This window comes from Burkholderia plantarii (assembly GCF_001411805.1).
GTDB classification, from domain to species: Bacteria; Pseudomonadota; Gammaproteobacteria; order Burkholderiales; family Burkholderiaceae; genus Burkholderia; species Burkholderia plantarii.
Window position 1 is genome coordinate 315,589 of the sequence record NZ_CP007212.1, and the last position, 21,838, is coordinate 337,426.

Genomic DNA, 21,838 nt, shown 5'->3' on the forward strand with positions numbered 1-21,838 from the left:
GAAATCGAAGGGCCTCGCTATAATGCAAGGCTTTTCGCGTATTTGCGTAAAAGCCGACGTGCCCGCCGTCTTGGCGGCCGCGGCGTTTTGTAAATTAGCCCCGACCAATCGCAGTTGGGAATGGAGAAAACGATGAGCCTTGGACTCGTAGGTCGCAAGGTTGGCATGACCCGTATTTTCACGGCGGATGGGGACTCGATTCCCGTCACCGTGCTGGACGTGTCGGACAACCGCGTGACGCAGATCAAGACTGTTGAAACCGACGGCTACACGGCTGTTCAGGTTGCATTCGGCTCGCGCCGCGCCTCGCGCGTGACGAAGCCGCTGGCAGGTCATCTCGCCAAAGCCGGTGTCGAAGCCGGTGAAGTCCTCAAGGAATTCCGCATCGATGCGACGAAGGCAGCCGAGCTGTCGAACGGCGCCATCGTCGGTCCCGATCTCTTCGAAGTAGGCCAGAAGGTCGACGTGCAAGGCGTGTCGATCGGTAAGGGCTACGCCGGTACGATCAAGCGTTACAACTTCAGCTCGGGCCGCGCCACGCACGGTAACTCGCGCTCGCACAACGTGCCGGGCTCGATCGGTATGGCGCAGGATCCGGGTCGTGTGTTCCCGGGCAAGCGCATGACGGGTCACATGGGTGACGTCACGGTGACGGTTCAGAACCTCGAAATCGCGCGTATCGACGCAGAGCGCAAGCTGCTGCTCGTCAAGGGCGCCATTCCGGGCGCGAAGGGCGGCAAGGTCTTCGTGACGCCGGCCGTCAAGACCAAGGGGGCGAAATAATGGAACTCAAGCTCCTGAATGCTAATGGTCAGGAAGGTGCTGTCGTCAACGCGTCGGACGTCGTGTTCGGCCGTGACTACAACGAAGCGCTGATCCACCAGATCGTCGTTGCGTACCAGGCGAACGCTCGCCAGGGCAACCGCGCTCAGAAGGATCGCGAGCAGGTCAAGCACACGACCAAGAAGCCGTGGCGCCAGAAGGGTACGGGCCGCGCCCGTGCCGGTATGTCGTCGAGCCCGCTGTGGCGCGGCGGTGGTCGGATCTTCCCGAACTCGCCCGAAGAAAACTTCTCGCACAAGGTCAACAAGAAGATGCATCGCGCAGGTCTCTGCTCGATCTTCTCGCAGTTGGCGCGCGAAGGCCGTCTGTCGGTGGTCGAAGACCTGACGCTCGAAGCACCGAAGACCAAGCTGCTGGCCGAGAAGTTCAAGGCCATGGGCCTCGAGTCCGTGCTCGTCATCACCGATACGGTCGATGAAAACCTGTACCTCGCGTCGCGCAACCTGCCGAATGTGGCGGTTGTCGAGCCGCGTTACGCCGACCCGCTGTCGCTGATCTACTTCAAGAAGATCCTGGTCACGAAGGCTGCGGTCGCCCAGATCGAGGAGTTGCTGTCATGAGCGAGATTCGCAAGAACGATCATCGTTTGATGCAGGTCCTGCTCGCGCCGGTGGTCTCGGAAAAGGCGACGCTGGTTGCCGACAAGAACGAGCAAGTCGTGTTCGAAGTCGCACCGGATGCCACGAAGCAGGAAGTGAAGGCGGCTGTCGAGCTGCTGTTCAAGGTGGAAGTTGATTCCGTCAACGTGCTGGTTCAGAAGGGCAAGCAAAAGCGCTTTGGCCGTTCGATGGGCCGCCGCAAGGACGTGAAGAAGGCATACGTGTGCCTGAAGCCCGGCCAGGAAATCAACTTTGAAGCGGAGGCCAAGTAATCATGGCAATCGTGAAAGTTAAGCCGACTTCGCCGGGTCGCCGCGCGATGGTCAAGGTGGTCAACAAGAACCTGCACAAGGGCAAGCCGTTCGCGGCCCTGCTCGACACGCAGAGCTCGACCGCCGGCCGCAACAACAACGGCCACATCACCACGCGCCACAAGGGCGGTGGTCACAAGCAGCACTACCGTATCGTCGATTTCCGTCGCAACAAGGACGGCATCCCGGCGAAGGTCGAGCGCCTCGAGTACGACCCGAACCGCAGCGCGAACATCGCGCTGGTGCTGTACGCGGACGGCGAGCGTCGCTACATCATCGCGCCGAAGGGCGTGACGGTGGGCCAGCAGCTGATGTCCGGCTCGGAAGCGCCGATCCGCGCAGGCAATACGCTGCCGATCCGCAACATCCCGGTCGGTACCACGATCCACTGCATCGAGATGCTGCCGGGCAAGGGCGCGCAGATCGCGCGCTCGGCCGGCACCTCGGCCATGCTGCTCGCTCGTGAAGGTGTCTACGCGCAGGTCCGTCTGCGTTCGGGCGAAATCCGCCGCGTGCACATCGAGTGCCGCGCGACGATCGGCGAAGTGGGTAACGAAGAGCACAGCCTGCGCCAGATCGGCAAGGCCGGTGCCAACCGCTGGCGTGGTATCCGCCCGACGGTTCGTGGCGTCGCGATGAACCCGATCGATCACCCGCACGGTGGTGGTGAAGGCAAGACCGCGGCAGGTCGCGATCCGGTGAGCCCGTGGGGCACGCCGGCGAAGGGCTTCCGTACGCGTAGCAACAAGCGCACGACGACGATGATCGTCCAGCGCCGTCATAAGCGCTAAGGAGTAGGCAATGGCACGTTCTGTTAAAAAAGGTCCGTTCTGCGACGCCCATTTGCTGAAGAAAGTTGAGGCGGCTGCAGCTACGCGTGACAAGAAGCCGATCAAGACCTGGTCGCGTCGTTCGACGATCCTGCCGGACTTCATCGGCCTGACGATCGCCGTTCACAACGGCCGTCAACACGTTCCGGTGTACATCTCGGAAAACATGGTCGGCCACAAGCTTGGCGAGTTCGCACTGACCCGTACGTTCAAGGGTCACGCGGCCGACAAGAAGGCCAAGAAATAAGGGGCAATCAAGATGGAAGTGAAAGCAATTCATCGCGGTGCCCGCATCTCGGCGCAGAAGACGCGCCTGGTGGCTGACCAGATCCGCGGTTTGCCGGTCGACAAGGCGCTGAACGTCCTGACGTTCTCGCCGAAGAAGGCCGCTGGCATCGTGAAGAAGGTGGTGTTGTCGGCTATCGCGAATGCGGAGCACAACGAGGGCGCCGACATCGACGAGCTCAAGATCAAGAGCATCTACGTCGACAAGGCTGCCTCGCTCAAGCGTTTCACCGCGCGCGCCAAGGGCCGCGGTAACCGCATCGAGAAGCAATCCTGTCACATCACTGTGACGGTCGGGAATTAAGGGGTCACACGATGGGACAGAAAATTCATCCGACTGGCTTCCGTTTGGCCGTCAGCCGCAATTGGGCGTCGCGTTGGTACGCGAACAACAACAATTTCGCGGCGATGTTGCAGGAAGACATCGGTGTTCGTGAGTATCTGAAGAAGAAGCTGAAGAACGCTTCGGTTGGCCGCGTCGTCATCGAGCGTCCGGCGAAGAACGCGCGCATCACGATTTACAGCTCGCGTCCGGGCGTCGTCATCGGCAAGAAGGGTGAGGATATCGAACTGCTGAAGACGGAACTGCAACGCCGCATGGGCGTGCCGGTTCACGTCAACATCGAAGAGATCCGCAAGCCGGAAACCGATGCGCAACTGATCGCCGATTCGATCACGCAGCAGCTCGAGCGCCGGATCATGTTCCGCCGCGCGATGAAGCGCGCGATGCAGAACGCGATGCGTCTGGGTGCCCAGGGCATCAAGATCATGAGCGCGGGCCGTCTGAACGGCATCGAAATCGCACGTACCGAGTGGTACCGCGAAGGCCGGGTGCCCCTGCACACGCTGCGCGCCGACATCGACTACGCGACCTCGGAAGCGAAGACGACCTACGGCATCATCGGCGTCAAGGTGTGGGTGTACAAGGGCGACACGCTGGGCCGCAACGACGCGCCGGTGGTCGAGGAAGTGACGGAAGACAAGCGTCCGCGCCGCAACGCGCGCCCGGGCGATCGTCGTCCGCGCCGTGACGGTGAAGGCGGTGGTCCGGGTGCCCGTCGTGGCGCTCCGCGTCGCGCTGCAGGCAAGCCGGAAGACGGCAAGACTGGAGAATAACGATGCTGCAACCGAAACGCAGGAAGTATCGTAAAGAGCAGAAGGGTCGCAACACCGGTATCGCCACGCGCGGTAACGCCGTGTCGTTCGGTGAGTACGGCCTGAAGGCTATCGGTCGCGGCCGTTTGACCGCACGTCAGATCGAAGCGGCACGTCGTGCCATGACGCGTCACATCAAGCGTGGCGGCCGGATCTGGATCCGTATCTTCCCGGACAAGCCGATTTCGCAGAAGCCGGCCGAAGTGCGGATGGGTAACGGTAAGGGCAACCCCGAGTACTACGTCGCCGAGATTCAGCCGGGCAAGATGTTGTACGAAATGGATGGCGTCACCGAAGAACTGGCACGCGAAGCGTTCCGTCTGGCCGCAGCGAAGCTGCCGCTGAAGACGGCGTTCATCGTTCGTCAGCTCGGCGCCTAAGGAGAAAACATGAAGGCTTCCGAACTTCTCCAGAAGGACCAGGCCGCGCTCAACAAGGAGCTGTCGGACCTGCTGAAGGCGCAATTCGGCCTGCGCATGCAACTCGCGACCCAGCAGCTCACGAACACGAGCCAGCTGAAGAAGGTGCGTCGCGACATCGCTCGTGTGCGGACCGTCCTGACTCAGAAGGCGAACCAGAAATGAACGATAGCGTAAAAACCTCGCTCAAGCGGACGCTTGTCGGTCGGGTCGTCAGCAACAAGATGGACAAGACCGTCACGGTGCTGATCGAGAACCGCGTCAAGCATCCGATCTACGGCAAGTACGTGGTGCGTTCGAAGAAGTACCACGCGCACGACGAAGCGAACACCTACAACGAGGGTGACCTCGTCGAAATCCAGGAAACGCGTCCTCTCTCGAAGACGAAGGCCTGGACGGTGTCGCGCCTCATCGAGGCCGCCCGCGTCATCTAAGCGGAGGCCGAAAGGCCGCAGGCAGTAGAAGTACTTGAAATCGCAAAGTTTTTGCTTGCGTGGCCGGGATTGTGCGTTATAATCCCGGTCTTCCCTCTTTATGGGAGCCCCGTCGCGGGCGAAGTCACGGTGGGGGAAGCGGGCTGGCGTTCTGTCGGCCTGATGATTCACCGATTTGCGATGGCGGGTTTCGTTTGCCATCGCTGCTGTTCAAACCCAAGCAGCCGGTTGGCTGACGGGACCAAGACTGACCGTATGTGCCATGGTGGTGCATCCGGATTAAGTTGGGAAAGATAAACCATGATCCAGACCGAATCTCGGCTTGAAGTGGCCGACAACACGGGTGCGCGTGAAGTCATGTGCATCAAGGTGCTCGGCGGCTCGAAGCGTCGTTATGCCAGCATTGGCGACATCATCAAGGTGAGCGTCAAGGAAGCAACGCCGCGCGGGCGCGTGAAGAAAGGCGAAATCTACAACGCCGTGGTGGTTCGCACCGCCAAGGGCGTGCGTCGTCAAGACGGTTCGCTGATCAAGTTCGACGGCAACGCCGCTGTGCTTTTGAACAACAAGCTCGAGCCGATCGGCACCCGCATTTTCGGGCCGGTCACGCGTGAGCTGCGTAGCGAACGATTCATGAAGATCGTTTCGCTGGCGCCGGAAGTGCTGTAAGGAGTCGCGATGAACAAGATTCGCAAGGGTGACGAAATCGTCGTCATCACCGGCAAGGACAAGGGCAAGCGCGGTGTCGTGCTGGCCGTCGATGCCGAACATGTGACCGTCGAAGGTATCAACCTCGTCAAGAAGCATGTGAAGCCGAACCCGATGAAGGGCACGACGGGTGGCGTGGAAGCGAAGGCGATGCCGCTGCATATTTCGAACGTCGCGCTGGTCGACGCGAACGGCAAGGCTTCGCGTGTTGGCATCAAGGTCGAGGAAGGCAAGAAGGTTCGCTTCCTGAAGACGACCGGTGCCGTGCTGGCCTGACGCGGAGTATAGAAATGGCACGTTTTCAAGAGTTTTACAAAGAGAAGGTTGTTCCCGGCCTGATCGAGAAGTTCGGCTACAAGTCGATCATGGAAGTGCCGCGCATCACCAAGATCACCCTGAACATGGGTCTTGGCGAAGCCGTCGCTGACAAGAAGATCATCGAGAACGCCGTTGGCGACCTGACCAAGATCGCAGGTCAGAAGCCCGTCGTGACGAAGGCTCGCAAGGCAATCGCCGGCTTCAAGATCCGCCAGGGTTACCCGATCGGCGCGATGGTGACGCTGCGCGGCCGCGCGATGTACGAATTCCTCGATCGTTTCGTGACGGTCGCCCTGCCCCGCGTGCGCGACTTCCGCGGCGTGTCGGGTCGTGCGTTCGACGGCCGTGGCAACTACAACATCGGTGTGAAAGAGCAGATCATTTTCCCCGAAATCGATTACGACAAGATCGACGCGCTGCGTGGGCTGAACATCAGCATCACGACCACCGCGAAGACCGACGACGAAGCGAAGGCACTGCTCGCCAGCTTCAAGTTCCCGTTCAGAAACTGAGGTTACCGTGGCTAAACTGGCACTGATCGAACGTGAAAAGAAGCGTGCCCGCCTGGCAGCTAAGTTCGCACCGAAGCGTGCGGCACTGAAGGCGGTCATTGATGACGCGAGCAAGTCGGACGAAGAGCGTTATGCCGCTCGTCTGGAACTGCAACAACTGCCCCGCAACTCGAACCCGACTCGCAAGCGTAACCGCTGCGCGATCACGGGCCGTCCGCGTGGCACGTTCCGCAAGTTCGGCCTCGCGCGTAACAAGATTCGTGAAATCGCTTTCCGCGGCGAGATTCCTGGCCTGACCAAGGCGAGCTGGTAATAGGAGAAACGTAAATGAGCATGAGTGATCCTATCGCCGATATGCTGACTCGCATCCGCAACGCGCAGATGGTTGAGAAGGTTTCGGTGGCAATGCCCTCGTCGAAGGTGAAGGTCGCGATCGCCCAGGTCCTGAAGGACGAAGGCTATATCGACGATTTCGCAGTCAAGAGCGAAGGCGCGAAGGCAGAACTGAACATTGCACTGAAGTACTACGCCGGCCGTCCGGTCATCGAACGCCTCGAGCGCGTGTCGAAGCCGGGCCTGCGCGTGTACCGCGGCCGCAATGACATCCCGCAGGTCATGAACGGCCTGGGTGTGGCAATCGTGTCGACGCCGAAGGGCGTGATGACCGACCGCAAGGCGCGCGCTACCGGCGTCGGCGGCGAAGTCATCTGCTACGTCGCCTAACCGAAAGGAGAAAGAAACATGTCTCGAGTAGGTAAGAGCCCGATCGCGCTGCAAGGCGCGGAGGTGACGCTGGCGAATGGCTCGATCACCGTCAAGGGCCCGCTGGGCACGATCTCGCAAGTGGTGAACCCGCTTGTGACGGTGGCGAACGACAACGGCACGCTGAATCTGGCGCCGGTCGACGAAAGCCGCGAAGCGAATGCACTGTCCGGCACGATGCGCGCGCTCATCGCGAACATGGTGCAGGGCGTGACGAAGGGTTTCGAGCGCAAGCTGACGCTGGTTGGCGTCGGTTATCGTGCGCAGGCGCAAGGCGACAAGCTGAACCTGTCGCTGGGTTTCTCGCACCCGGTGGTGCATCAGATGCCGGAAGGTATCAAGGCGGAAACCCCGACGCAAACCGAAATTCTGATCAAGGGGATCGACAAGCAGAAGGTCGGCCAGGTGGCTGCGGAAGTCCGCGGTTACCGCCCGCCCGAGCCCTACAAGGGCAAGGGTGTGCGCTATGCCGACGAGGTTGTGATCCTCAAAGAAACGAAGAAGAAGTAAGGGTGCGCAATCATGGATAAGACTCAATCTCGCCTGCGCCGCGCTCGCCAGACGCGTATCAAGATCGCCGAGCTGCAGGTCGCGCGTCTCGCCGTGCATCGCACGAACTCGCACATCTACGCGCAAGTGTTCTCGCCGTGCGGCACCAAGGTGGTGGCCAGCGCGTCGACGCTCGAAGCCGAAGTGCGTGCGCAGCTGGCTGATCAGTCGGGCAAGGGCGGCAACGTCAATGCAGCGACGCTGATCGGCAAGCGTATCGCAGAAAAGGCCAAGGCCGCCGGCATCGAATCCGTCGCCTTTGACCGCTCGGGCTTCCGCTATCACGGTCGCGTCAAGGCTCTGGCCGACGCAGCTCGTGAAGCTGGGCTCAAGTTCTAAGGAAGGAATCGTCATGGCAAAGATGCAAGCGAAAGTTCAGGCCGACGAGCGCGACGACGGCCTTCGCGAAAAAATGATTTCGGTCAATCGCGTGACCAAGGTCGTGAAAGGTGGCCGGATTCTCGGTTTCGCCGCACTGACCGTGGTCGGCGACGGTGATGGCCGCGTCGGCATGGGCAAGGGCAAGGCGAAGGAAGTGCCGGTTGCCGTGCAGAAGGCAATGGAGCAGGCTCGCCGCAACATGTTCAAGGTGCCGCTGAAGAACGGTACCCTGCAACACGAAGTTCACGGCAAGCACGGCGCTTCGGCGGTCCTCCTCGCCCCGGCGAAGGAAGGTACCGGCGTGATCGCCGGCGGTCCGATGCGCGCGGTGTTCGACGTGATGGGCGTGCAGAACGTGGTGGCCAAGAGCCACGGTTCGACGAACCCGTACAACCTCGTTCGTGCGACGCTCGACGGCCTGCGCAAGCAATCGACGCCGGCAGACATCGCCGCCAAGCGCGGCAAGTCCGTCGAAGATATTTTGGGCTAAGCCCAGGTGGTCACCATGTCTGAAAAAACTGTCAAGGTTCAGCTCGTCAAGAGCCTGATTGGGACCCGCGAAACGCACCGCGCCACCGTGCGCGGCCTGGGTCTGCGTCGCCTCAACTCGATCAGCGAGCTGCAGGATACGCCGGCGGTGCGCGGCATGATCAACAAGGTTTCGTACCTTGTTAAGGTCATCGGCTAAGCGCCGGCTACGGATCAAGGAGTTGTTATGGAATTGAATAACCTGAAGCCGGCAGAAGGCGCGAAGCACGCCAAGCGTCGCGTCGGCCGCGGCATCGGTTCCGGTCTCGGTAAGACGGCCGGCCGTGGTCACAAGGGTCAGAAATCGCGTTCGGGCGGTTTCCACAAGGTCGGCTTCGAAGGCGGTCAGATGCCGCTGCAACGTCGTCTGCCGAAGCGCGGCTTTACTTCGCTGACGAAGGAATTCGTCGGTGAAGTGCGCCTGGGCGACCTCGAGAAGCTGCCGGTCGAAGAGATCGATCTGCTCGCACTGAAGCAAGCCGGCCTGGTCGGCGAGCTGACGAAGAGCGCGAAGATCATCGCTACGGGCGAACTGAAGCGCAAGATCGTCGTGAAGGGTCTCGGTGCGACCAAGTCGGCTCGCGCAGCGATCGAAGCGGCCGGCGGTTCGTTTGCCGAGTAACGTGCCTCGCGGCCGTTACTAGCATCTGCATCGGAGAAGATACTTGGCCAACAGCCCGAGTCTCGCAAAACCCGGTCGAAGCACGGCGAAGTTCGGCGATCTGCGCCGGCGGGCAATGTTCTTGCTGCTGGCGCTGATCGTCTATCGCATCGGCGCGCACATTCCGGTTCCGGGCATCGATCCGGATCAACTGGCGAAGTTGTTCCAGAGCCAGGCAGGCGGCATCCTCGGCATGTTCAACATGTTCTCGGGTGGTGCGTTGTCGCGCTTCACGATCTTCGCGCTGGGGATCATGCCGTACATCTCGGCGTCGATCATCATGCAGCTGCTGGCGATCGTCTCGCCGCAGCTCGAGGCGCTGAAGAAGGAAGGGCAGGCAGGGCAGCGCAAGATCACGCAGTACACGCGGGTCTTCACGGTCGTGCTGGCGACGTTCCAGGCCTTCGGCATCGCCGCGGCGCTCGAGAACCAGCCGGGCCTCGTCATCGATCCCGGCATGCTGTTCCGGCTGACGACGGTCGTGACGCTGGTGACGGGCACGATGTTCCTGATGTGGCTCGGCGAGCAGATCACCGAGCGCGGCCTCGGCAACGGCATCTCGATCATCATCTTCGGCGGGATCGCGGCGGGTTTCCCGAACGCCGTCGGCGGGCTGTTCGAACTGGTGCGCACGGGTTCGATGAGCATCATCTCGGCGATCATCATCGTCGTGCTGATCGGCGCGGTGACCTACCTGGTCGTGTTCATCGAACGCGGTCAGCGCAAGATCCTCGTGAACTACGCGAAGCGCCAGGTTGGTAACAAGATTTACGGCGGACAGTCGTCGCATCTGCCGCTGAAGTTGAACATGTCGGGCGTGATTCCGCCGATCTTCGCATCGTCGATCATCCTGTTCCCGGCAACGATCCTGAGCTGGTTCAGCTCGGGTGACCGCAAGAGCTGGCTGTCCGACACGCTGCACAACGTGGCCGAAGCGCTGAAGCCGGGTCAACCGGTGTACGTGCTGCTGTACACGCTGGCGATCGTGTTTTTCTGCTTCTTCTACACCGCGCTGGTGTTCAACAGCAGGGAAACGGCAGACAACCTGAAGAAGAGCGGTGCGTTCGTGCCGGGCATCCGTCCGGGCGACCAGACCGCGCGATACATCGACCGCATTCTCACGCGTCTGACGCTGGCCGGTGCGATCTACATCGTCTTTGTGTGTCTGCTGCCGGAATTTTTGGTACTGCGCTGGAACGTGCCGTTTTATTTTGGTGGAACGTCGCTGCTGATCATTGTCGTCGTCACGATGGACTTCATGGCGCAGGTGCAGTCGTACGTTATGTCGCAACAGTATGAATCGCTGCTCAAGAAAGCCAATTTCAAGGGCAGCAACATCCCAATGCGTTGATTAAGGACTATGGCCAAAGACGATGTAATCCAGATGCAAGGCGAGGTTGTCGAAAACCTCCCGAATGCGACCTTCCGCGTGAAGCTGGAAAACGGCCATGTCGTATTGGGGCATATTTCGGGAAAGATGCGGATGCACTACATCCGCATCCTCCCGGGCGACAAGGTGACGGTTGAGTTGACGCCTTACGATCTGTCTCGTGCGCGGATCGTGTTCCGGGCGAAGTGATTTGTAAAAAGGGTAATATCATGAAAGTGATGGCATCGGTTAAGCGCATTTGCCGCAATTGCAAGATCATCAAGCGCAAGGGTGTGGTTCGCGTGATCTGCAGCTCGGACCCGCGCCACAAGCAGCGTCAAGGCTGATCGCGCGCTCGTTTGCGCTTTTTGTTTGAGGAAAAACAATGGCTCGTATCGCAGGGGTTAACATCCCGAATCACCAGCATACCGAGATCGGCCTGACGGCGATTTTCGGTGTCGGCCGCACGCGCGCGCGCAGCATCTGCGTCGCTGCTGGCGTCGAATTCTCGAAGAAGGTCAAGGACCTGAACGACGCAGACCTCGAAAAGCTGCGTGAAGAGGTTGGCAAGTTTGTCGTCGAAGGCGATCTGCGCCGTGAAGTGACGATGAACATCAAGCGTCTGATGGACCTTGGCTGCTACCGTGGCGTGCGCCATCGCAAGGGTCTGCCGATGCGTGGCCAGCGTACGCGTACCAACGCACGTACCCGCAAGGGTCCGCGCCGCGCCGCTCAAGCGCTGAAGAAATAAGCTGACAGTTACAGGAAAACGTCATGGCTAAGGCTTCCAATAACGCGGCTCAACGCGTTCGCAAGAAGGTTAAGAAGAACGTTGCGGAAGGTGTGGTTCACGTTCACGCATCGTTCAACAACACGATCATCACGATCACCGATCGTCAGGGCAACGCTCTGGCGTGGGCGACGTCGGGCGGCCAGGGCTTCAAGGGCTCGCGCAAGTCGACCCCGTTCGCCGCGCAGGTGGCAGCCGAGTCGGCTGGCCGCGTCGCGATGGAATACGGCGTGAAGAATCTGGAAGTGCGCATCAAGGGCCCGGGCCCGGGTCGCGAGTCGGCAGTGCGCGCGCTGCACGGCCTCGGCATCAAGATCACGGCGATCTCCGACGTGACGCCGATCCCGCACAACGGCTGCCGTCCGCCGAAGCGCCGCCGCATCTAAGGATGCCTGGCGCAGCCTGTTGTCGCCGCAGGGCGCCGACGGGCAACGTAGTTGATTGTATTGATTGACTAAGTCCACCGTTCGGTCCAAAGGACACGAACTAGCGCGGATCCGGATCCGCGTGACGATAGATAGAGGAAACGCAAAGTGGCACGTTATACCGGCCCGAAGGCCAAGTTGTCCCGCCGTGAAGGCACCGATCTGTTCCTGAAGAGCGCGCGCCGCTCGCTCGCCGACAAGTGCAAGCTCGACAGCAAGCCGGGTCAGCACGGCCGCATCTCCGGTGCGCGCACGTCCGACTACGGCACGCAGCTGCGTGAAAAGCAGAAGGTCAAGCGCATCTACGGCGTGCTGGAGCGTCAGTTCCGCCGCTACTTCGCCGAAGCCGATCGCCGCAAGGGCAACACGGGTGAAAACCTGCTGCAACTGCTCGAGTCGCGCCTCGACAACGTCGTGTACCGCATGGGCTTCGGCTCGACGCGCGCCGAAGCGCGCCAGCTGGTGAGCCACAAGGCGATCACGGTGAACGGCATCGCGTCGAACATCCCGTCGCTGCAGGTCAAGGCAGGCGACGTCATCGCGATCCGTGAAAAGTCGAAGAAGCAGGCGCGTATTGTCGAATCGCTGTCGCTGGCCGAGCAAGGCGGCATGCCGAGCTGGGTTGCGGTCGACGCGAAGAAGTTCGAAGGCACGTTCAAGCAAGTGCCGGAACGCGCTGAAATCGCAGGCGATATCAACGAAAGCCTGATCGTCGAATTGTATTCGCGTTAATCCGATTGATAGCCGAGGTACCCTGCTTGCTAAGTGCCGGCAGGGCCTCGGCTGTTCATTTTCAGGTGTTACCGGTCAGCCTTATCGGTGTAACGAGCCGAGGGTATTGAAAAGGAAAACCTATGCAAACCAGTTTGTTGAAACCCAAGATCATCGCCGTGGAGTCGCTGGGCGAGAACCATGCGAAAGTGGTCATGGAGCCGTTCGAACGCGGCTATGGCCATACCTTGGGCAATGCGCTCCGCCGCGTGCTGCTGTCGTCGATGGTGGGCTACGCGCCGACCGAAGTGACGATCGCCGGTGTCGTGCATGAGTACTCGACGCTCGATGGTGTGCAAGAGGACGTCGTCAACCTGCTGCTGAACCTGAAGGGTGTGGTGTTCAAGCTGCACAACCGCGACGAAGTCACGGTGACCCTGCGCAAGGAAGGCGAAGGCATTGTGACGGCCGGCGACATCGAACTCGCGCACGACTGCGAGGTGATCAACCCCGATCACGTGATCGCGCATCTGACCAAGGGCGGCAAGCTCGACGTCCAGATCAAGATCGAGAAGGGCCGCGGCTACGTGCCGGGCAACGTTCGTCGCTACGGCGAGGAAACCGCGAAGATCATCGGCCGCATCGTGCTGGACGCCTCGTTCTCGCCGGTTCGTCGCGTCAGCTATGCGGTGGAAAGCGCCCGGGTCGAGCAGCGTACCGACCTCGACAAGCTCGTCATGAACATCGAGACGAGCGGCGTGATCACGCCGGAAGAAGCGATCCGCCAGTCGGCCCGCATCCTGGTCGACCAGCTGTCCGTGTTCGCGGCGCTGGAAGGCACGGAGACGGCCGCGGAAGCGCCGTCGCGCGCGCCGCAGATCGATCCGATCCTGCTGCGTCCGGTGGACGATCTCGAGTTGACGGTACGTTCGGCGAACTGCCTGAAGGCCGAGAACATCTACTACATCGGCGATCTGATCCAGCGCACGGAAAACGAGCTGCTGAAGACGCCGAACCTCGGCCGCAAGTCGCTGAACGAAATCAAGGAAGTGCTGGCCTCGCGCGGCCTTACGCTGGGCATGAAGCTCGAAAACTGGCCGCCGGCCGGTCTCGACAAGTAATTCCCGGCGGCGTCCACGCGTCGCCAGTCTGGTCAGGACGCGGATTTTCCTTTAGAATCCGCGTCTTGCTTTTTTCTACCGGCCCGTGCGCCAGTTCCGGCGCGATAGAAGAGCTGGATCAAAACTTTGAATCAAGGAAACTGAAATGCGTCACCGTCATGGTCTGCGGAAACTGAACCGCACGAGCAGCCACCGTCTGGCAATGCTCCGTAACATGTCCAACTCGCTGATCGAGCACGAAGTCATCAAGACGACGCTGCCGAAGGCGAAGGAACTCCGCAAGGTCGTTGAGCCCCTGATCACGCTCGGCAAGAAGCCGTCGCTCGCGAACCGCCGCCTGGCGTTCAACCGCCTGCGCGATCGTGACTCGGTCACGAAGCTGTTCGACGTGCTGGGCCCGCGCTTCGCGAATCGTCCGGGCGGCTATCTGCGCATCCTGAAGTTCGGCTTCCGCGTCGGCGACAACGCGCCGATGGCGCTGGTCGAGCTGCTCGATCGTCCGGAAGTCTCGGAAGACAACGTCCAGGAAGCCGAATAAGCTTTCGCGATGTCGAAAAAAAGCCAGGCCGATGCCTGGCTTTTTTGTTGCCCGTGCGCCGGCCGCACGCAGCGCGCGAAGTGGATGCCTGCGTTAGGATATGGCGTTTCGCGAATTTCGCAGGAGACGTCGATGGTGATCGTGCTGATGATGACGACCGTGCCGGATGCGGCCACGGCCCGCTCGCTCGCGGACGGCGCGCTCGGCGCCCGGCTCGCGGCGTGCGTGTCGGAGCTTGGCACGATCCGCTCGAGCTATCACTGGCAAGGCAAGATCGAATCGGCAGAAGAGATCCAGTTGCTGTTCAAGACGAGCGCCGTGCGCGCGCTCGAGCTTGAGCGTTTCATCACCTCCCATCATCCCTACGAGACACCCGAAATCGTCTCATGGCAGGCCACCGCGTCCGTCCCCTACGGCAGTTGGGTGGCGGCCGAAACCCAACGCCTCTTCCATGTCTGATCGACCCTTTTCCGCGGCCGCCGGCCTGCGTCTGCTGTTCGCGTGCCTGATGCTGTTCGGCGCGCTGTTCGGCCTTTCGGCTGCGCGTGCCGACGGCGACTTCCTCGACCCGTCGCTCGCGTTCCGCTTCAGTTCGAGCGAATCGCCGGGGCAGGTGGACCTGCATTTCAAGATCGCCGACGGCTACTACATGTATCGCGAGCGCTTCGTGTTCGCCGTGAAAAGCGGCACCGCGACGCTCGGCGAGGCGCAGATCCCTCCCGGCCACGTGAAGTACGACGAGACGTTCGCGAAGAACGTCGAGACCTATCGCGGCGAGCTCACGATCCATGTGCCCGTCACGAAGGCGGCGGGCCCGTTCGAGCTGTCGGTGACCTCGCAAGGCTGCGCCGACGGCGGCATCTGCTATCCGCCCGCCGAGCACGTGGTGCATGTCGATGGCGCGGCACTGACGGCGGCGCCGGCGTCCAGTTCGCCGGCGCCGGCGCAATCGGCCGTGCCGGGATCGGGCTCGCGGGCGTCCGCGCCGACGTCCGCGGCGCCGGCCGCTCCCGCCGAGGACGGCAGCTGGTACGAACGCTTGACGAGCGCCGACTACGCGCAGTCGCTGCTCGAGGGCCACGGCTTCCTGACCGTCGTCGCGCTGTTCTTCGTGGCCGGCATGGTGCTGAGCCTGCTGCCGTGCTCGTACCCGATGATCCCGATCCTGTCGGCGATCATCATCGGCGAGGGCACCCGGGCGACGCGCGCGCGCAGCTTCGCGCTGTCGCTGACCTACGTGGTCGGGATGGCGCTCGTCTACACCGTGCTCGGCATTGCCGCCGCGCTGATCGGGCAGAGCCTCGGCGCATGGCTGCAGAACCCGTGGATGCTTGGCGCGTTCGGGCTGCTGCTGACGGTATTCGCGCTGACGCTGATTGGCGGCATCGACATCGCGCTGCCGCAGCGCTGGCAGGACGGCGCCGCGCAGGCCTCGAGCCGGCGCTCGGGCGGGCGCTTCGCGGCGGTGGCCGCGATGGGCGCGCTCTCGGCGCTGGTGGTGGGCGCCTGCATGACGGCGCCGCTGTTCGCCGTGCTCGCGTTCATCGCTCATACCGGCAACGCGCTGCTCGGCGGCGCCGCGCTGTTCGCGATGGGGATCGGCCTCGGCGTGCCGCTGCTGATCATCGGCCTCGGCGCAGGCACGCTGCTGCCGCGCGCCGGCGCCTGGATGGAAGGCGTGAAGGTGTTCTTCGGCGTGGTGCTGCTCGCGGCCGCGCTCTGGATCGTCTGGCCGGTGCTCGGCGCCGCGGTGCAGATCGCGCTCGCCGCGCTCTGGCTGCTGATCGCCGCGGCGGCCACCGGCCTCTTCACGCCGGCGGCCGGCGGCGCTTCGATCTGGCGTCGGCTCGGCCGCGGCGTCGGCGCCGCGTTCGCGATCTGGGCCGCCTTGCTGCTGGTCGGCCTCGCGGCCGGCTCGACCGATCCGCTGCGTCCGCTGTCGGTATTCGCCGCGCGCGGCGGTGCCGCCGTGGCGGGCGCGGCCAAGGCCGGCACCGCCGTGCATGAAGGCCCGAGCTTCGCGCCGGTGCGTTCGAGCGCGGAGCTCGACCAGGTCATCAAGACCGCCGGCCGGCCAGTGCTGCTCGACTTCTACGCTGACTGGTGCGTGAGCTGCAAGGAGATGGAACACCTGACCTTCACCGATCCGCGCGTACAGGCGCGACTGGGACAGCTGCAGCTGGTGCGCGCCGACGTGACCGCCAACAACGGCGACGACCAGGTGCTGCTCAAGCGCTTCGGTCTGTTCGGGCCGCCCGGCATCATCGTGTTCGATCGCGACGGCCGCGAGCTCGGCCGCGTGGTCGGCTACCAGGCGGCCGACCGCTTCCTGCGCAGCCTCGATCGCGCGGGCGCGCCGTCGGCCTGAGCGCAGGCGCCGGGCTGGGCGGATTCCGCATGAAAAAACGGCGAAGCGCCTGACGCGCTTCGCCGTTTTCGTTGGGAGGCGCCCAGCGGGCGCACTGGTTTACTTCTGGTCGCGCAGCAGACGCGCGGCGTCGAGCGCGAAGTAGGTGAGCACGCCGTCGGCGCCCGCGCGCTTGAACGCGAGCAGCGATTCGAGCACGACCTTGTCGTGGTCGAGCCAGCCGTTCAGCGCGGCGGCCTTCAGCATCGCGTATTCGCCGCTGACCTGGTAGACGTAGGTCGGGAAGCGGAACTCGTCCTTCACGCGGCGCACGATGTCGAGGTACGGCATGCCGGGCTTCACCATCACCATGTCGGCGCCTTCGTCGATGTCGAGCCGGATCTCGCGCAGCGCCTCGTCGGAGTTCGCCGGGTCCATCTGGTACGTCATCTTGTTGCTCTTGCCGAGATTGGTGGCCGAGCCGACCGCGTCGCGGAACGGGCCGTAGAACGCCGACGCGTATTTCGCCGAGTAGGCCATGATGCGCGTGTGGATGTGGCCGTCGCTTTCCAGCATCTCGCGGATCGAGCCGATCCGGCCGTCCATCATGTCCGACGGAGCGACGATGTCGACGCCGGCCTCGGCCTGCGCGCGCGCCTGCTCGAGCAGGATCTCGATGGTCGCGTCGTTGATCACGTAGCCGTTCTCGTCGAGCACGCCGTCCTGGCCGTGACTCGTGTACGGATCGAGCGCCACGTCGGTCAGCACGCCGAGCTCGGGAAAGTGGCGCTTCAGCTCGCGCACCGCGCGCGGGATCAGGCCATCGGGATTGCCGGCCTCGCGGCCGTCGGGCGTCTTCAACGCCGGCTCGATCGCCGGGAACAGCGACAGCACCGGCACGCCGAGCGCGACGCATTGCTCGGCCACGCCCATCAGCAGGTCCACCGAGACGCGCTCGACGCCCGGCATCGAGGCCACGCTCTGGCGCACGTTGGTGCCTTCGACGACGAACACCGGCAGGATCAGGTCGTTGGTGGTGAGGAGGTTTTCACGCATCAGGCGACGCGAGAAGTCGTCGCGGCGCATTCTGCGCGGGCGATGCAAGGGATGGAGGCTCATGACGAAATCGCTGGAATCAGTCTGAAGGAACCCTTACGGAACCCTTCGGTGAAATTTCGAGACAATGGTATATGATAGCGATCGAGTGCCGCGCCAAGGCGCGATGCTCCCCGCTTCTCCTCCCTGAGCGGGTGCCTGTCGTTATTCGATTAGGCTGTTTGACCCGCCGCGAAACGGCGGGTTTTTTTATGCGCCAACCGACGGCAAGCCTCCGTTCGGGGCCGCGCGCGAGGCGCGCGGAACGGTCATTCTCCTACAGCTGCGTCATTTTCGCCGGCGGCCGACGGCCGCAGCCAACCCTCGATCAGCGCGTGCGCTTCGTCGAGTCCGGTGCGCTTGAGTGCCGAGAACAACTGCACGGTTAGCTCACCCTCATAGCCGCCGTCGCGATAGGCCTCGAGCGCTTTCTTCGTATTGCGAAGCGCATTGACGCTCTCTTGGCGGGTCAATTTGTCGCACTTCGTCAGCAGCGTGTGAATCGGCTTGCCGGTCGGCGCGAACCACTCGATCATGCGCTGATCGAGTTCGGTCAGCGGCCGGCGCGAGTCCATCATCAGGATCATGCCGCGCAATTGGGGCCGGGTCTTGAGGTAGGCCGACAGCAGCGCTTCCCAGTGCGCCTTCGCAGCGCCGGGCACCTCGGCGTAGCCGTAGCCGGGCAGGTCGACGAGGTTCGCGACCGGTTCCGCCTCGGGGCCGACCGAGAAGTAGTTGATGTGCTGCGTGCGCCCCGGCGTCTTCGAGGCGAACGCGAGCCGCTTCTGATTGCAGAGGATGTTGATCGCCGTCGATTTGCCCGCGTTCGACCGGCCGGCGAAGGCGATCTCCGGAATCACGGTGGGCGGCAGGTCGCGCAGGTGATTGACGGTCGTGTAGAAGCGGGCTTGATGGAGCAGGAAGGCCATGAGTGCGGATGGAGCGAGAGCGCGGAGCGGGCCGCGCGTGGAGGCGGGAACCCCGCAATGATCCGCGCGGGCGTTGCATGCGGTAATCCGCGCAGTAACCCTGATAGCCGGAACGGGGCTGTAAACGCCATATTGTACAATACGGCGGTTTTTCCGAAGCCCTGCGGGCCGGTTGCGGGCGCTTTCTGCGGTAGACTGAGTGCCGTCGTTTGCAGAACCTCAAATTCCCACAAGACGAAACAGGGTGTGCGAATGAATCGACTGTGCAAGTCTCTGATAGCGCTTCAGGTTGCGGCAGGGTTCGTTGGTTTCGTGGCAGAGGCAGACGCGGCGGATGCGGCCAAGCCGGATCTGGAGCGAGGCAAGGCGATCGCGACGCAGGTCTGCGCGTCCTGTCACGGCGCCGACGGCAACAGTGCCACGGGCGCGTTCCCGAAGCTGGCCGGCCAGCATCCCGACTATCTGGTCAAGCAGTTGCACGATTTCAAGACGCAGCCGGGCGCCAAGGGGCCGGCGCGCAACAGCGCGGTGATGGCCGGTTTCGCCGGCGCGCTGAACGACGCCGACGCGCGCAACGTGGCCGCCTACTACGGCGCGCAGTCCCCGAAGCCCGGGGTCGCGCGCGACGCGGCCACCGTCGCGCTGGGCCGGCAGATCTACCGCGGCGGCATCGCGGACAAGGGCGTGCCGGCCTGCGCAAGCTGCCATGGTCCGACCGGACAGGGCATTCCGGTGCAGTATCCGCGCCTGTCGGGGCAGTGGGCCGATTACACGGTCGCGCAACTCACGGCGTTCCAGCAGGGCGCGGGCGCGCGCAACAACAACGAGCCGATGCACCAGATCGCATCGCGCCTGTCGGACAGCGAAGTGAAGGCGGTTGCCGATTACATTGCCGGCCTGCACTGATCGCTCCCGACGCACGGGAATCCTCTCCGCCGCGCCTCGCGCGCCGCGGCGCGGAAACAAAGAGAAAGGGTGGGGCGCTGCCGCCAGGCTGGCGCCTTGCCCTTTTTTGTTGTCAGTCGGAGTGTGAATGAGCGTTACCACGTCAGGAATCCAGGCGAACTCGCGGCGCCGCATGCTGAACACCTCGGTCGAGCTGATCAGCTCGATGCGCTTCGCGATCGCGCTGCTCGTCGTACTGGCGATCGCGAGCATCATCGGCACCGTCCTCACGCAGGATGATCCCTATCCGAACTACGTGAACCAGTTCGGCCCGTTCTGGGCCGACATCTTCCGCGCGATCGGTCTCTATACGGTCTACAGCGCCTGGTGGTTCATGCTGATCCTGCTGTTCCTGGTGATCTCGCTGTCGCTCTGCGTGATCCGCAACGGCCCGAAGATGCTGGCCGACGCGAAGAGCTGGAAGGACAAGGTGCGCGAAGGCAGCCTGCGCGCGTTCCATCACAAGGCCGAGTACGCGGCCACCGGCGCGCGCGCGCAGGTGGCGGCCTCGCTCGCCGCGTTCATCGGCAAGGCCGGCTACAAGCTGGTGGTGCGCGAATCGGACGGCGCGACGCTGATCTCCGCGAAGCGCGGCGCGATGACCAGGTACGGCTACATCGCCGCCCACCTCGCGATCGTCGTGATCTGCCTCGGCGGCCTGCTCGACAGCAACCTGCCGATCCATTTCCAGATGTGGCTGTTCGGCAAATCGCCCGTCAACACCAGCGCGGCGATCAGCGAGATCTCGCCCGACCACCGGCTGTCGGCGTCGAACCCGACGTTTCGCGGCTACGCGTGGGTGCCGGAAGGGCAGTACGTCTCGACCGCGATCCTGAACCAGCCGAACGGCTCGCTGATCCAGGACCTGCCGTTCTCGATCCAGCTCGACAAGTTCATCGTCGACTACTATTCGACCGGCATGCCGAAGCTGTTCGCGAGCGACATCGTCGTGATCGATCGCGAGACCGGCAAGCGCATCCCGGCGCGCGTCGAGGTCAACAAGCCGTTCACCTACAAGGGCGTGTCGATTTACCAGTCGAGCTTCCAGGACGGCGGCTCGCAGATGCGGATGACCGCGTTCCCGATGACGGGCGACCGCGACGCGTCGTTCCCGGTGGACGGCACGATCGGCAACGCGGTGCCGCTCGCGGGCCATGACGGCGAGACGATCGAGTTCGCCGACTTCCGCGCGATCAACGTCGAGAACCTCACCGACGCGAGCGGCAAGACCGACGCGCGCGGCGTGAGCACGACGCACTCGCTCAAGGAGGCGTTCGACGAGCGGCTCGGCTCCGGCGCGAAGACCTCGACGCCGGTGAACCTGCACAACGTCGGGCCGTCGGTGCAGTACAAGGTGCGCGGCAAAGACGGCCAGGCGCGTGAGTTCAACAACTACATGCTGCCGGTCGAGGTGGGCGGCGACCGCGTGTTCCTGGCCGGCGTGCGCGCGAGCCCGAACGATCCGTTCCGCTACCTGCGGATTCCCGCCGACGCCGACGATTCGATCGACGAGTGGATGCGGATCCGCGCCGCGCTCGAGGATCCGGCCGTGCGTGCCGAGGCCGCGCGCCGCTTCGCGCAGGGCTCGCTGCCCGACGCCGACGCGGCGTTGCGCACGCGCCTGAACGACAGCGCGCTGCGTGTCCTGACCCTTTTCGCGGGGGCCGACGCGAGTTCGGGCCGCCAGCCCGATGGCGATCCGGTGGGGGGCTTCCAGGCGGTGGCCGGTTTCATCGACCAGTCGGTACCGAAAGCCGAGCAGGAGAAGGCCGCCGGCCTGCTGCTGCGCATGCTGGAAGGCGCGATGTGGCAGGTCTGGCAGGTGGCGCGCGAGCAGGCGAACCTGAAGGCCGTCGCGCAGTCGGCCGAGTCGGCGCGCTTCGTGCAGAACACCATCAACGCGCTGTCGGACAGCTTTCTGTACGGCGCGCCGGTGTATTTGCGGCTTGATTCATATAAACAGGTGCAGGCTTCGGTATTCCAGTTGACACGCGCACCTGGTAAAAATCTGGTGTATCTTGGCAGCCTGCTGCTGGTGTTCGGCATCTTTTCGATGTTCTACGTACGCGAGCGTCGGCTGTGGTTCTGGCTCAAGGACACGGCAGCAGGCACGGGCGTCGTGATGGCGATGTCGAGCGCCCGCAAGACATTCGATTTCGAGAAGGAGTTCGCGCAGACGCGCGACGCGGTCGGCGCGGTACTCGGTGCCGCGCCCGCCGCAGCGGGCCCTGTCGAGCGCGAGACCGATCCCCACGACTCCCCACGGTAACGTC

Annotated in this window: 34 protein-coding genes; 32 read left to right on the top strand and 2 right to left on the bottom strand. The window is 63.1% G+C overall.

Annotated features, from left to right (window positions below; translation table 11 throughout):
- The first annotated feature begins 132 nt into the window (after nucleotides 1–132).
- The 30 genes from rplC to dsbD all read left to right on the top strand — a co-directional run bounded on the left by rplC (nucleotide 133) and on the right by dsbD (nucleotide 16,617).
- On the top strand, nucleotides 133–783 hold the full coding sequence (rplC, locus tag bpln_RS01305) for a 50S ribosomal protein L3 (RefSeq protein WP_042626365.1): 651 nt from the start codon (nucleotides 133–135) through the stop codon (nucleotides 781–783).
- Nucleotides 783–1,403, top strand: a complete 621-nt coding sequence (rplD, locus tag bpln_RS01310) for a 50S ribosomal protein L4 (RefSeq protein ID WP_012734357.1) — start codon at nucleotides 783–785, stop codon at nucleotides 1,401–1,403. The genes rplC and rplD overlap by 1 nt, the downstream gene beginning before the upstream one ends.
- Complete coding sequence (gene rplW / locus bpln_RS01315; protein ID WP_012734358.1) at nucleotides 1,400–1,714, top strand: 50S ribosomal protein L23; 315 nt, start codon at nucleotides 1,400–1,402, stop codon at nucleotides 1,712–1,714. Before rplD ends, rplW begins: the two co-directional genes overlap by 4 nt.
- A gap of 2 nt (nucleotides 1,715–1,716) precedes the next feature.
- A complete protein-coding gene (rplB, locus tag bpln_RS01320) occupies nucleotides 1,717–2,544 on the top strand; it encodes a 50S ribosomal protein L2 (RefSeq protein ID WP_042623626.1) in 828 nt (275 codons plus the stop codon).
- A 10-nt stretch (nucleotides 2,545–2,554) separates the two neighbouring features.
- The gene (gene rpsS / locus bpln_RS01325; RefSeq protein WP_042623627.1) at nucleotides 2,555–2,830 is read left to right on the top strand and encodes a 30S ribosomal protein S19; all 276 of its coding nucleotides are present in this window, start codon (nucleotides 2,555–2,557) and stop codon (nucleotides 2,828–2,830) included.
- Nucleotides 2,831–2,842: 12 nt separating this feature from the next.
- Nucleotides 2,843–3,172 (top strand): 50S ribosomal protein L22, encoded by a 330-nt coding sequence (gene rplV, locus bpln_RS01330; RefSeq protein WP_004199272.1) that lies wholly within the window; start codon nucleotides 2,843–2,845, stop codon nucleotides 3,170–3,172.
- An 11-nt stretch (nucleotides 3,173–3,183) separates the two neighbouring features.
- Nucleotides 3,184–3,984: a 30S ribosomal protein S3 gene (rpsC, locus tag bpln_RS01335; protein ID WP_012734360.1), complete on the top strand. Its 801-nt coding sequence runs from the start codon at nucleotides 3,184–3,186 to the stop codon at nucleotides 3,982–3,984.
- Between the two features lie 2 nt (nucleotides 3,985–3,986).
- The gene (gene rplP, locus bpln_RS01340) at nucleotides 3,987–4,403 is read left to right on the top strand and encodes a 50S ribosomal protein L16 (RefSeq protein WP_012734361.1); all 417 of its coding nucleotides are present in this window, start codon (nucleotides 3,987–3,989) and stop codon (nucleotides 4,401–4,403) included.
- Nucleotides 4,404–4,412: 9 nt separating this feature from the next.
- The gene (gene rpmC / locus bpln_RS01345) at nucleotides 4,413–4,607 is read left to right on the top strand and encodes a 50S ribosomal protein L29 (RefSeq protein WP_004199856.1); all 195 of its coding nucleotides are present in this window, start codon (nucleotides 4,413–4,415) and stop codon (nucleotides 4,605–4,607) included.
- Nucleotides 4,604–4,876 (top strand): 30S ribosomal protein S17, encoded by a 273-nt coding sequence (gene rpsQ / locus bpln_RS01350; RefSeq protein ID WP_012734362.1) that lies wholly within the window; start codon nucleotides 4,604–4,606, stop codon nucleotides 4,874–4,876. The genes rpmC and rpsQ overlap by 4 nt, the downstream gene beginning before the upstream one ends.
- A 300-nt stretch (nucleotides 4,877–5,176) precedes the next feature.
- Nucleotides 5,177–5,545 (top strand): 50S ribosomal protein L14, encoded by a 369-nt coding sequence (rplN, locus tag bpln_RS01355; RefSeq protein WP_004197951.1) that lies wholly within the window; start codon nucleotides 5,177–5,179, stop codon nucleotides 5,543–5,545.
- A gap of 9 nt (nucleotides 5,546–5,554) precedes the next feature.
- Nucleotides 5,555–5,860 carry a 50S ribosomal protein L24 gene (rplX, locus tag bpln_RS01360; protein ID WP_042623628.1) on the top strand — a complete coding sequence of 102 codons (306 nt, stop codon included), beginning with the start codon at nucleotides 5,555–5,557 and terminating at the stop codon, nucleotides 5,858–5,860.
- A gap of 14 nt (nucleotides 5,861–5,874) precedes the next feature.
- The gene (gene rplE, locus bpln_RS01365; RefSeq protein ID WP_012734364.1) at nucleotides 5,875–6,414 is read left to right on the top strand and encodes a 50S ribosomal protein L5; all 540 of its coding nucleotides are present in this window, start codon (nucleotides 5,875–5,877) and stop codon (nucleotides 6,412–6,414) included.
- A 7-nt stretch (nucleotides 6,415–6,421) separates the two neighbouring features.
- Entirely contained in the window at nucleotides 6,422–6,727 is a 306-nt protein-coding gene (rpsN, locus tag bpln_RS33490) for a 30S ribosomal protein S14 (RefSeq protein ID WP_012734365.1), read from the top strand.
- A gap of 14 nt (nucleotides 6,728–6,741) precedes the next feature.
- Complete coding sequence (gene rpsH / locus bpln_RS01370; protein WP_009687199.1) at nucleotides 6,742–7,137, top strand: 30S ribosomal protein S8; 396 nt, start codon at nucleotides 6,742–6,744, stop codon at nucleotides 7,135–7,137.
- Between the two features lie 18 nt (nucleotides 7,138–7,155).
- Nucleotides 7,156–7,686, top strand: coding sequence for a 50S ribosomal protein L6 (rplF, locus tag bpln_RS01375; RefSeq protein WP_042623629.1), 531 nt, complete (start codon nucleotides 7,156–7,158; stop codon nucleotides 7,684–7,686).
- A gap of 12 nt (nucleotides 7,687–7,698) precedes the next feature.
- On the top strand, nucleotides 7,699–8,064 hold the full coding sequence (rplR, locus tag bpln_RS01380; RefSeq protein ID WP_012734368.1) for a 50S ribosomal protein L18: 366 nt from the start codon (nucleotides 7,699–7,701) through the stop codon (nucleotides 8,062–8,064).
- 13 nt (nucleotides 8,065–8,077) lie between these two features.
- Nucleotides 8,078–8,596 (top strand): 30S ribosomal protein S5, encoded by a 519-nt coding sequence (rpsE, locus tag bpln_RS01385; RefSeq protein ID WP_012734369.1) that lies wholly within the window; start codon nucleotides 8,078–8,080, stop codon nucleotides 8,594–8,596.
- 15 nt (nucleotides 8,597–8,611) lie between these two features.
- Nucleotides 8,612–8,794: a 50S ribosomal protein L30 gene (gene rpmD / locus bpln_RS01390; protein ID WP_042626366.1), complete on the top strand. Its 183-nt coding sequence runs from the start codon at nucleotides 8,612–8,614 to the stop codon at nucleotides 8,792–8,794.
- 27 nt (nucleotides 8,795–8,821) lie between these two features.
- Nucleotides 8,822–9,256 carry a 50S ribosomal protein L15 gene (rplO, locus tag bpln_RS01395; protein WP_012734371.1) on the top strand — a complete coding sequence of 145 codons (435 nt, stop codon included), beginning with the start codon at nucleotides 8,822–8,824 and terminating at the stop codon, nucleotides 9,254–9,256.
- Nucleotides 9,257–9,299: 43 nt separating this feature from the next.
- The gene (gene secY / locus bpln_RS01400) at nucleotides 9,300–10,646 is read left to right on the top strand and encodes a preprotein translocase subunit SecY (protein ID WP_055137918.1); all 1,347 of its coding nucleotides are present in this window, start codon (nucleotides 9,300–9,302) and stop codon (nucleotides 10,644–10,646) included.
- Nucleotides 10,647–10,655: 9 nt separating this feature from the next.
- The gene (gene infA, locus bpln_RS01405) at nucleotides 10,656–10,874 is read left to right on the top strand and encodes a translation initiation factor IF-1 (protein WP_012734373.1); all 219 of its coding nucleotides are present in this window, start codon (nucleotides 10,656–10,658) and stop codon (nucleotides 10,872–10,874) included.
- A 20-nt stretch (nucleotides 10,875–10,894) separates the two neighbouring features.
- Entirely contained in the window at nucleotides 10,895–11,011 is a 117-nt protein-coding gene (gene rpmJ, locus bpln_RS33495; protein ID WP_004199844.1) for a 50S ribosomal protein L36, read from the top strand.
- 38 nt (nucleotides 11,012–11,049) lie between these two features.
- The gene (rpsM, locus tag bpln_RS01410) at nucleotides 11,050–11,415 is read left to right on the top strand and encodes a 30S ribosomal protein S13 (protein ID WP_013696382.1); all 366 of its coding nucleotides are present in this window, start codon (nucleotides 11,050–11,052) and stop codon (nucleotides 11,413–11,415) included.
- Between the two features lie 23 nt (nucleotides 11,416–11,438).
- Complete coding sequence (gene rpsK, locus bpln_RS01415; RefSeq protein ID WP_012734376.1) at nucleotides 11,439–11,840, top strand: 30S ribosomal protein S11; 402 nt, start codon at nucleotides 11,439–11,441, stop codon at nucleotides 11,838–11,840.
- A gap of 147 nt (nucleotides 11,841–11,987) precedes the next feature.
- A complete protein-coding gene (gene rpsD / locus bpln_RS01420) occupies nucleotides 11,988–12,611 on the top strand; it encodes a 30S ribosomal protein S4 (protein ID WP_042623631.1) in 624 nt (207 codons plus the stop codon).
- Between the two features lie 122 nt (nucleotides 12,612–12,733).
- Nucleotides 12,734–13,711 (top strand): DNA-directed RNA polymerase subunit alpha, encoded by a 978-nt coding sequence (locus bpln_RS01425; protein WP_012734378.1) that lies wholly within the window; start codon nucleotides 12,734–12,736, stop codon nucleotides 13,709–13,711.
- A 145-nt stretch (nucleotides 13,712–13,856) separates the two neighbouring features.
- Entirely contained in the window at nucleotides 13,857–14,249 is a 393-nt protein-coding gene (gene rplQ / locus bpln_RS01430; RefSeq protein ID WP_042623632.1) for a 50S ribosomal protein L17, read from the top strand.
- Nucleotides 14,250–14,381: 132 nt separating this feature from the next.
- Nucleotides 14,382–14,708, top strand: a complete 327-nt coding sequence (cutA, locus tag bpln_RS01435; protein WP_042623633.1) for a divalent-cation tolerance protein CutA — start codon at nucleotides 14,382–14,384, stop codon at nucleotides 14,706–14,708.
- A complete protein-coding gene (gene dsbD / locus bpln_RS01440) occupies nucleotides 14,701–16,617 on the top strand; it encodes a protein-disulfide reductase DsbD (RefSeq protein ID WP_055137919.1) in 1,917 nt (638 codons plus the stop codon). The genes cutA and dsbD overlap by 8 nt, the downstream gene beginning before the upstream one ends.
- Before the next feature lie 99 nt (nucleotides 16,618–16,716).
- Here dsbD and hemB read toward each other — a convergent pair whose 3' ends face one another.
- On the bottom strand, nucleotides 16,717–17,715 hold the full coding sequence (gene hemB / locus bpln_RS01445; RefSeq protein WP_055137920.1) for a porphobilinogen synthase: 999 nt from the start codon (nucleotides 17,713–17,715) through the stop codon (nucleotides 16,717–16,719).
- Nucleotides 17,716–17,960: 245 nt separating this feature from the next.
- Nucleotides 17,961–18,620, bottom strand: coding sequence for a ribosome biogenesis GTP-binding protein YihA/YsxC (gene yihA / locus bpln_RS01450; protein WP_042623636.1), 660 nt, complete (start codon nucleotides 18,618–18,620; stop codon nucleotides 17,961–17,963).
- A 252-nt stretch (nucleotides 18,621–18,872) separates the two neighbouring features.
- On the opposite strand from yihA, the gene bpln_RS01455 reads away from it, so the two are divergent.
- On the top strand, nucleotides 18,873–19,526 hold the full coding sequence (locus bpln_RS01455; RefSeq protein ID WP_042623637.1) for a c-type cytochrome: 654 nt from the start codon (nucleotides 18,873–18,875) through the stop codon (nucleotides 19,524–19,526).
- A gap of 127 nt (nucleotides 19,527–19,653) precedes the next feature.
- Complete coding sequence (locus bpln_RS01460; RefSeq protein WP_055137921.1) at nucleotides 19,654–21,834, top strand: cytochrome c biogenesis protein ResB; 2,181 nt, start codon at nucleotides 19,654–19,656, stop codon at nucleotides 21,832–21,834.
- Nucleotides 21,835–21,838 lie beyond the last annotated feature (4 nt).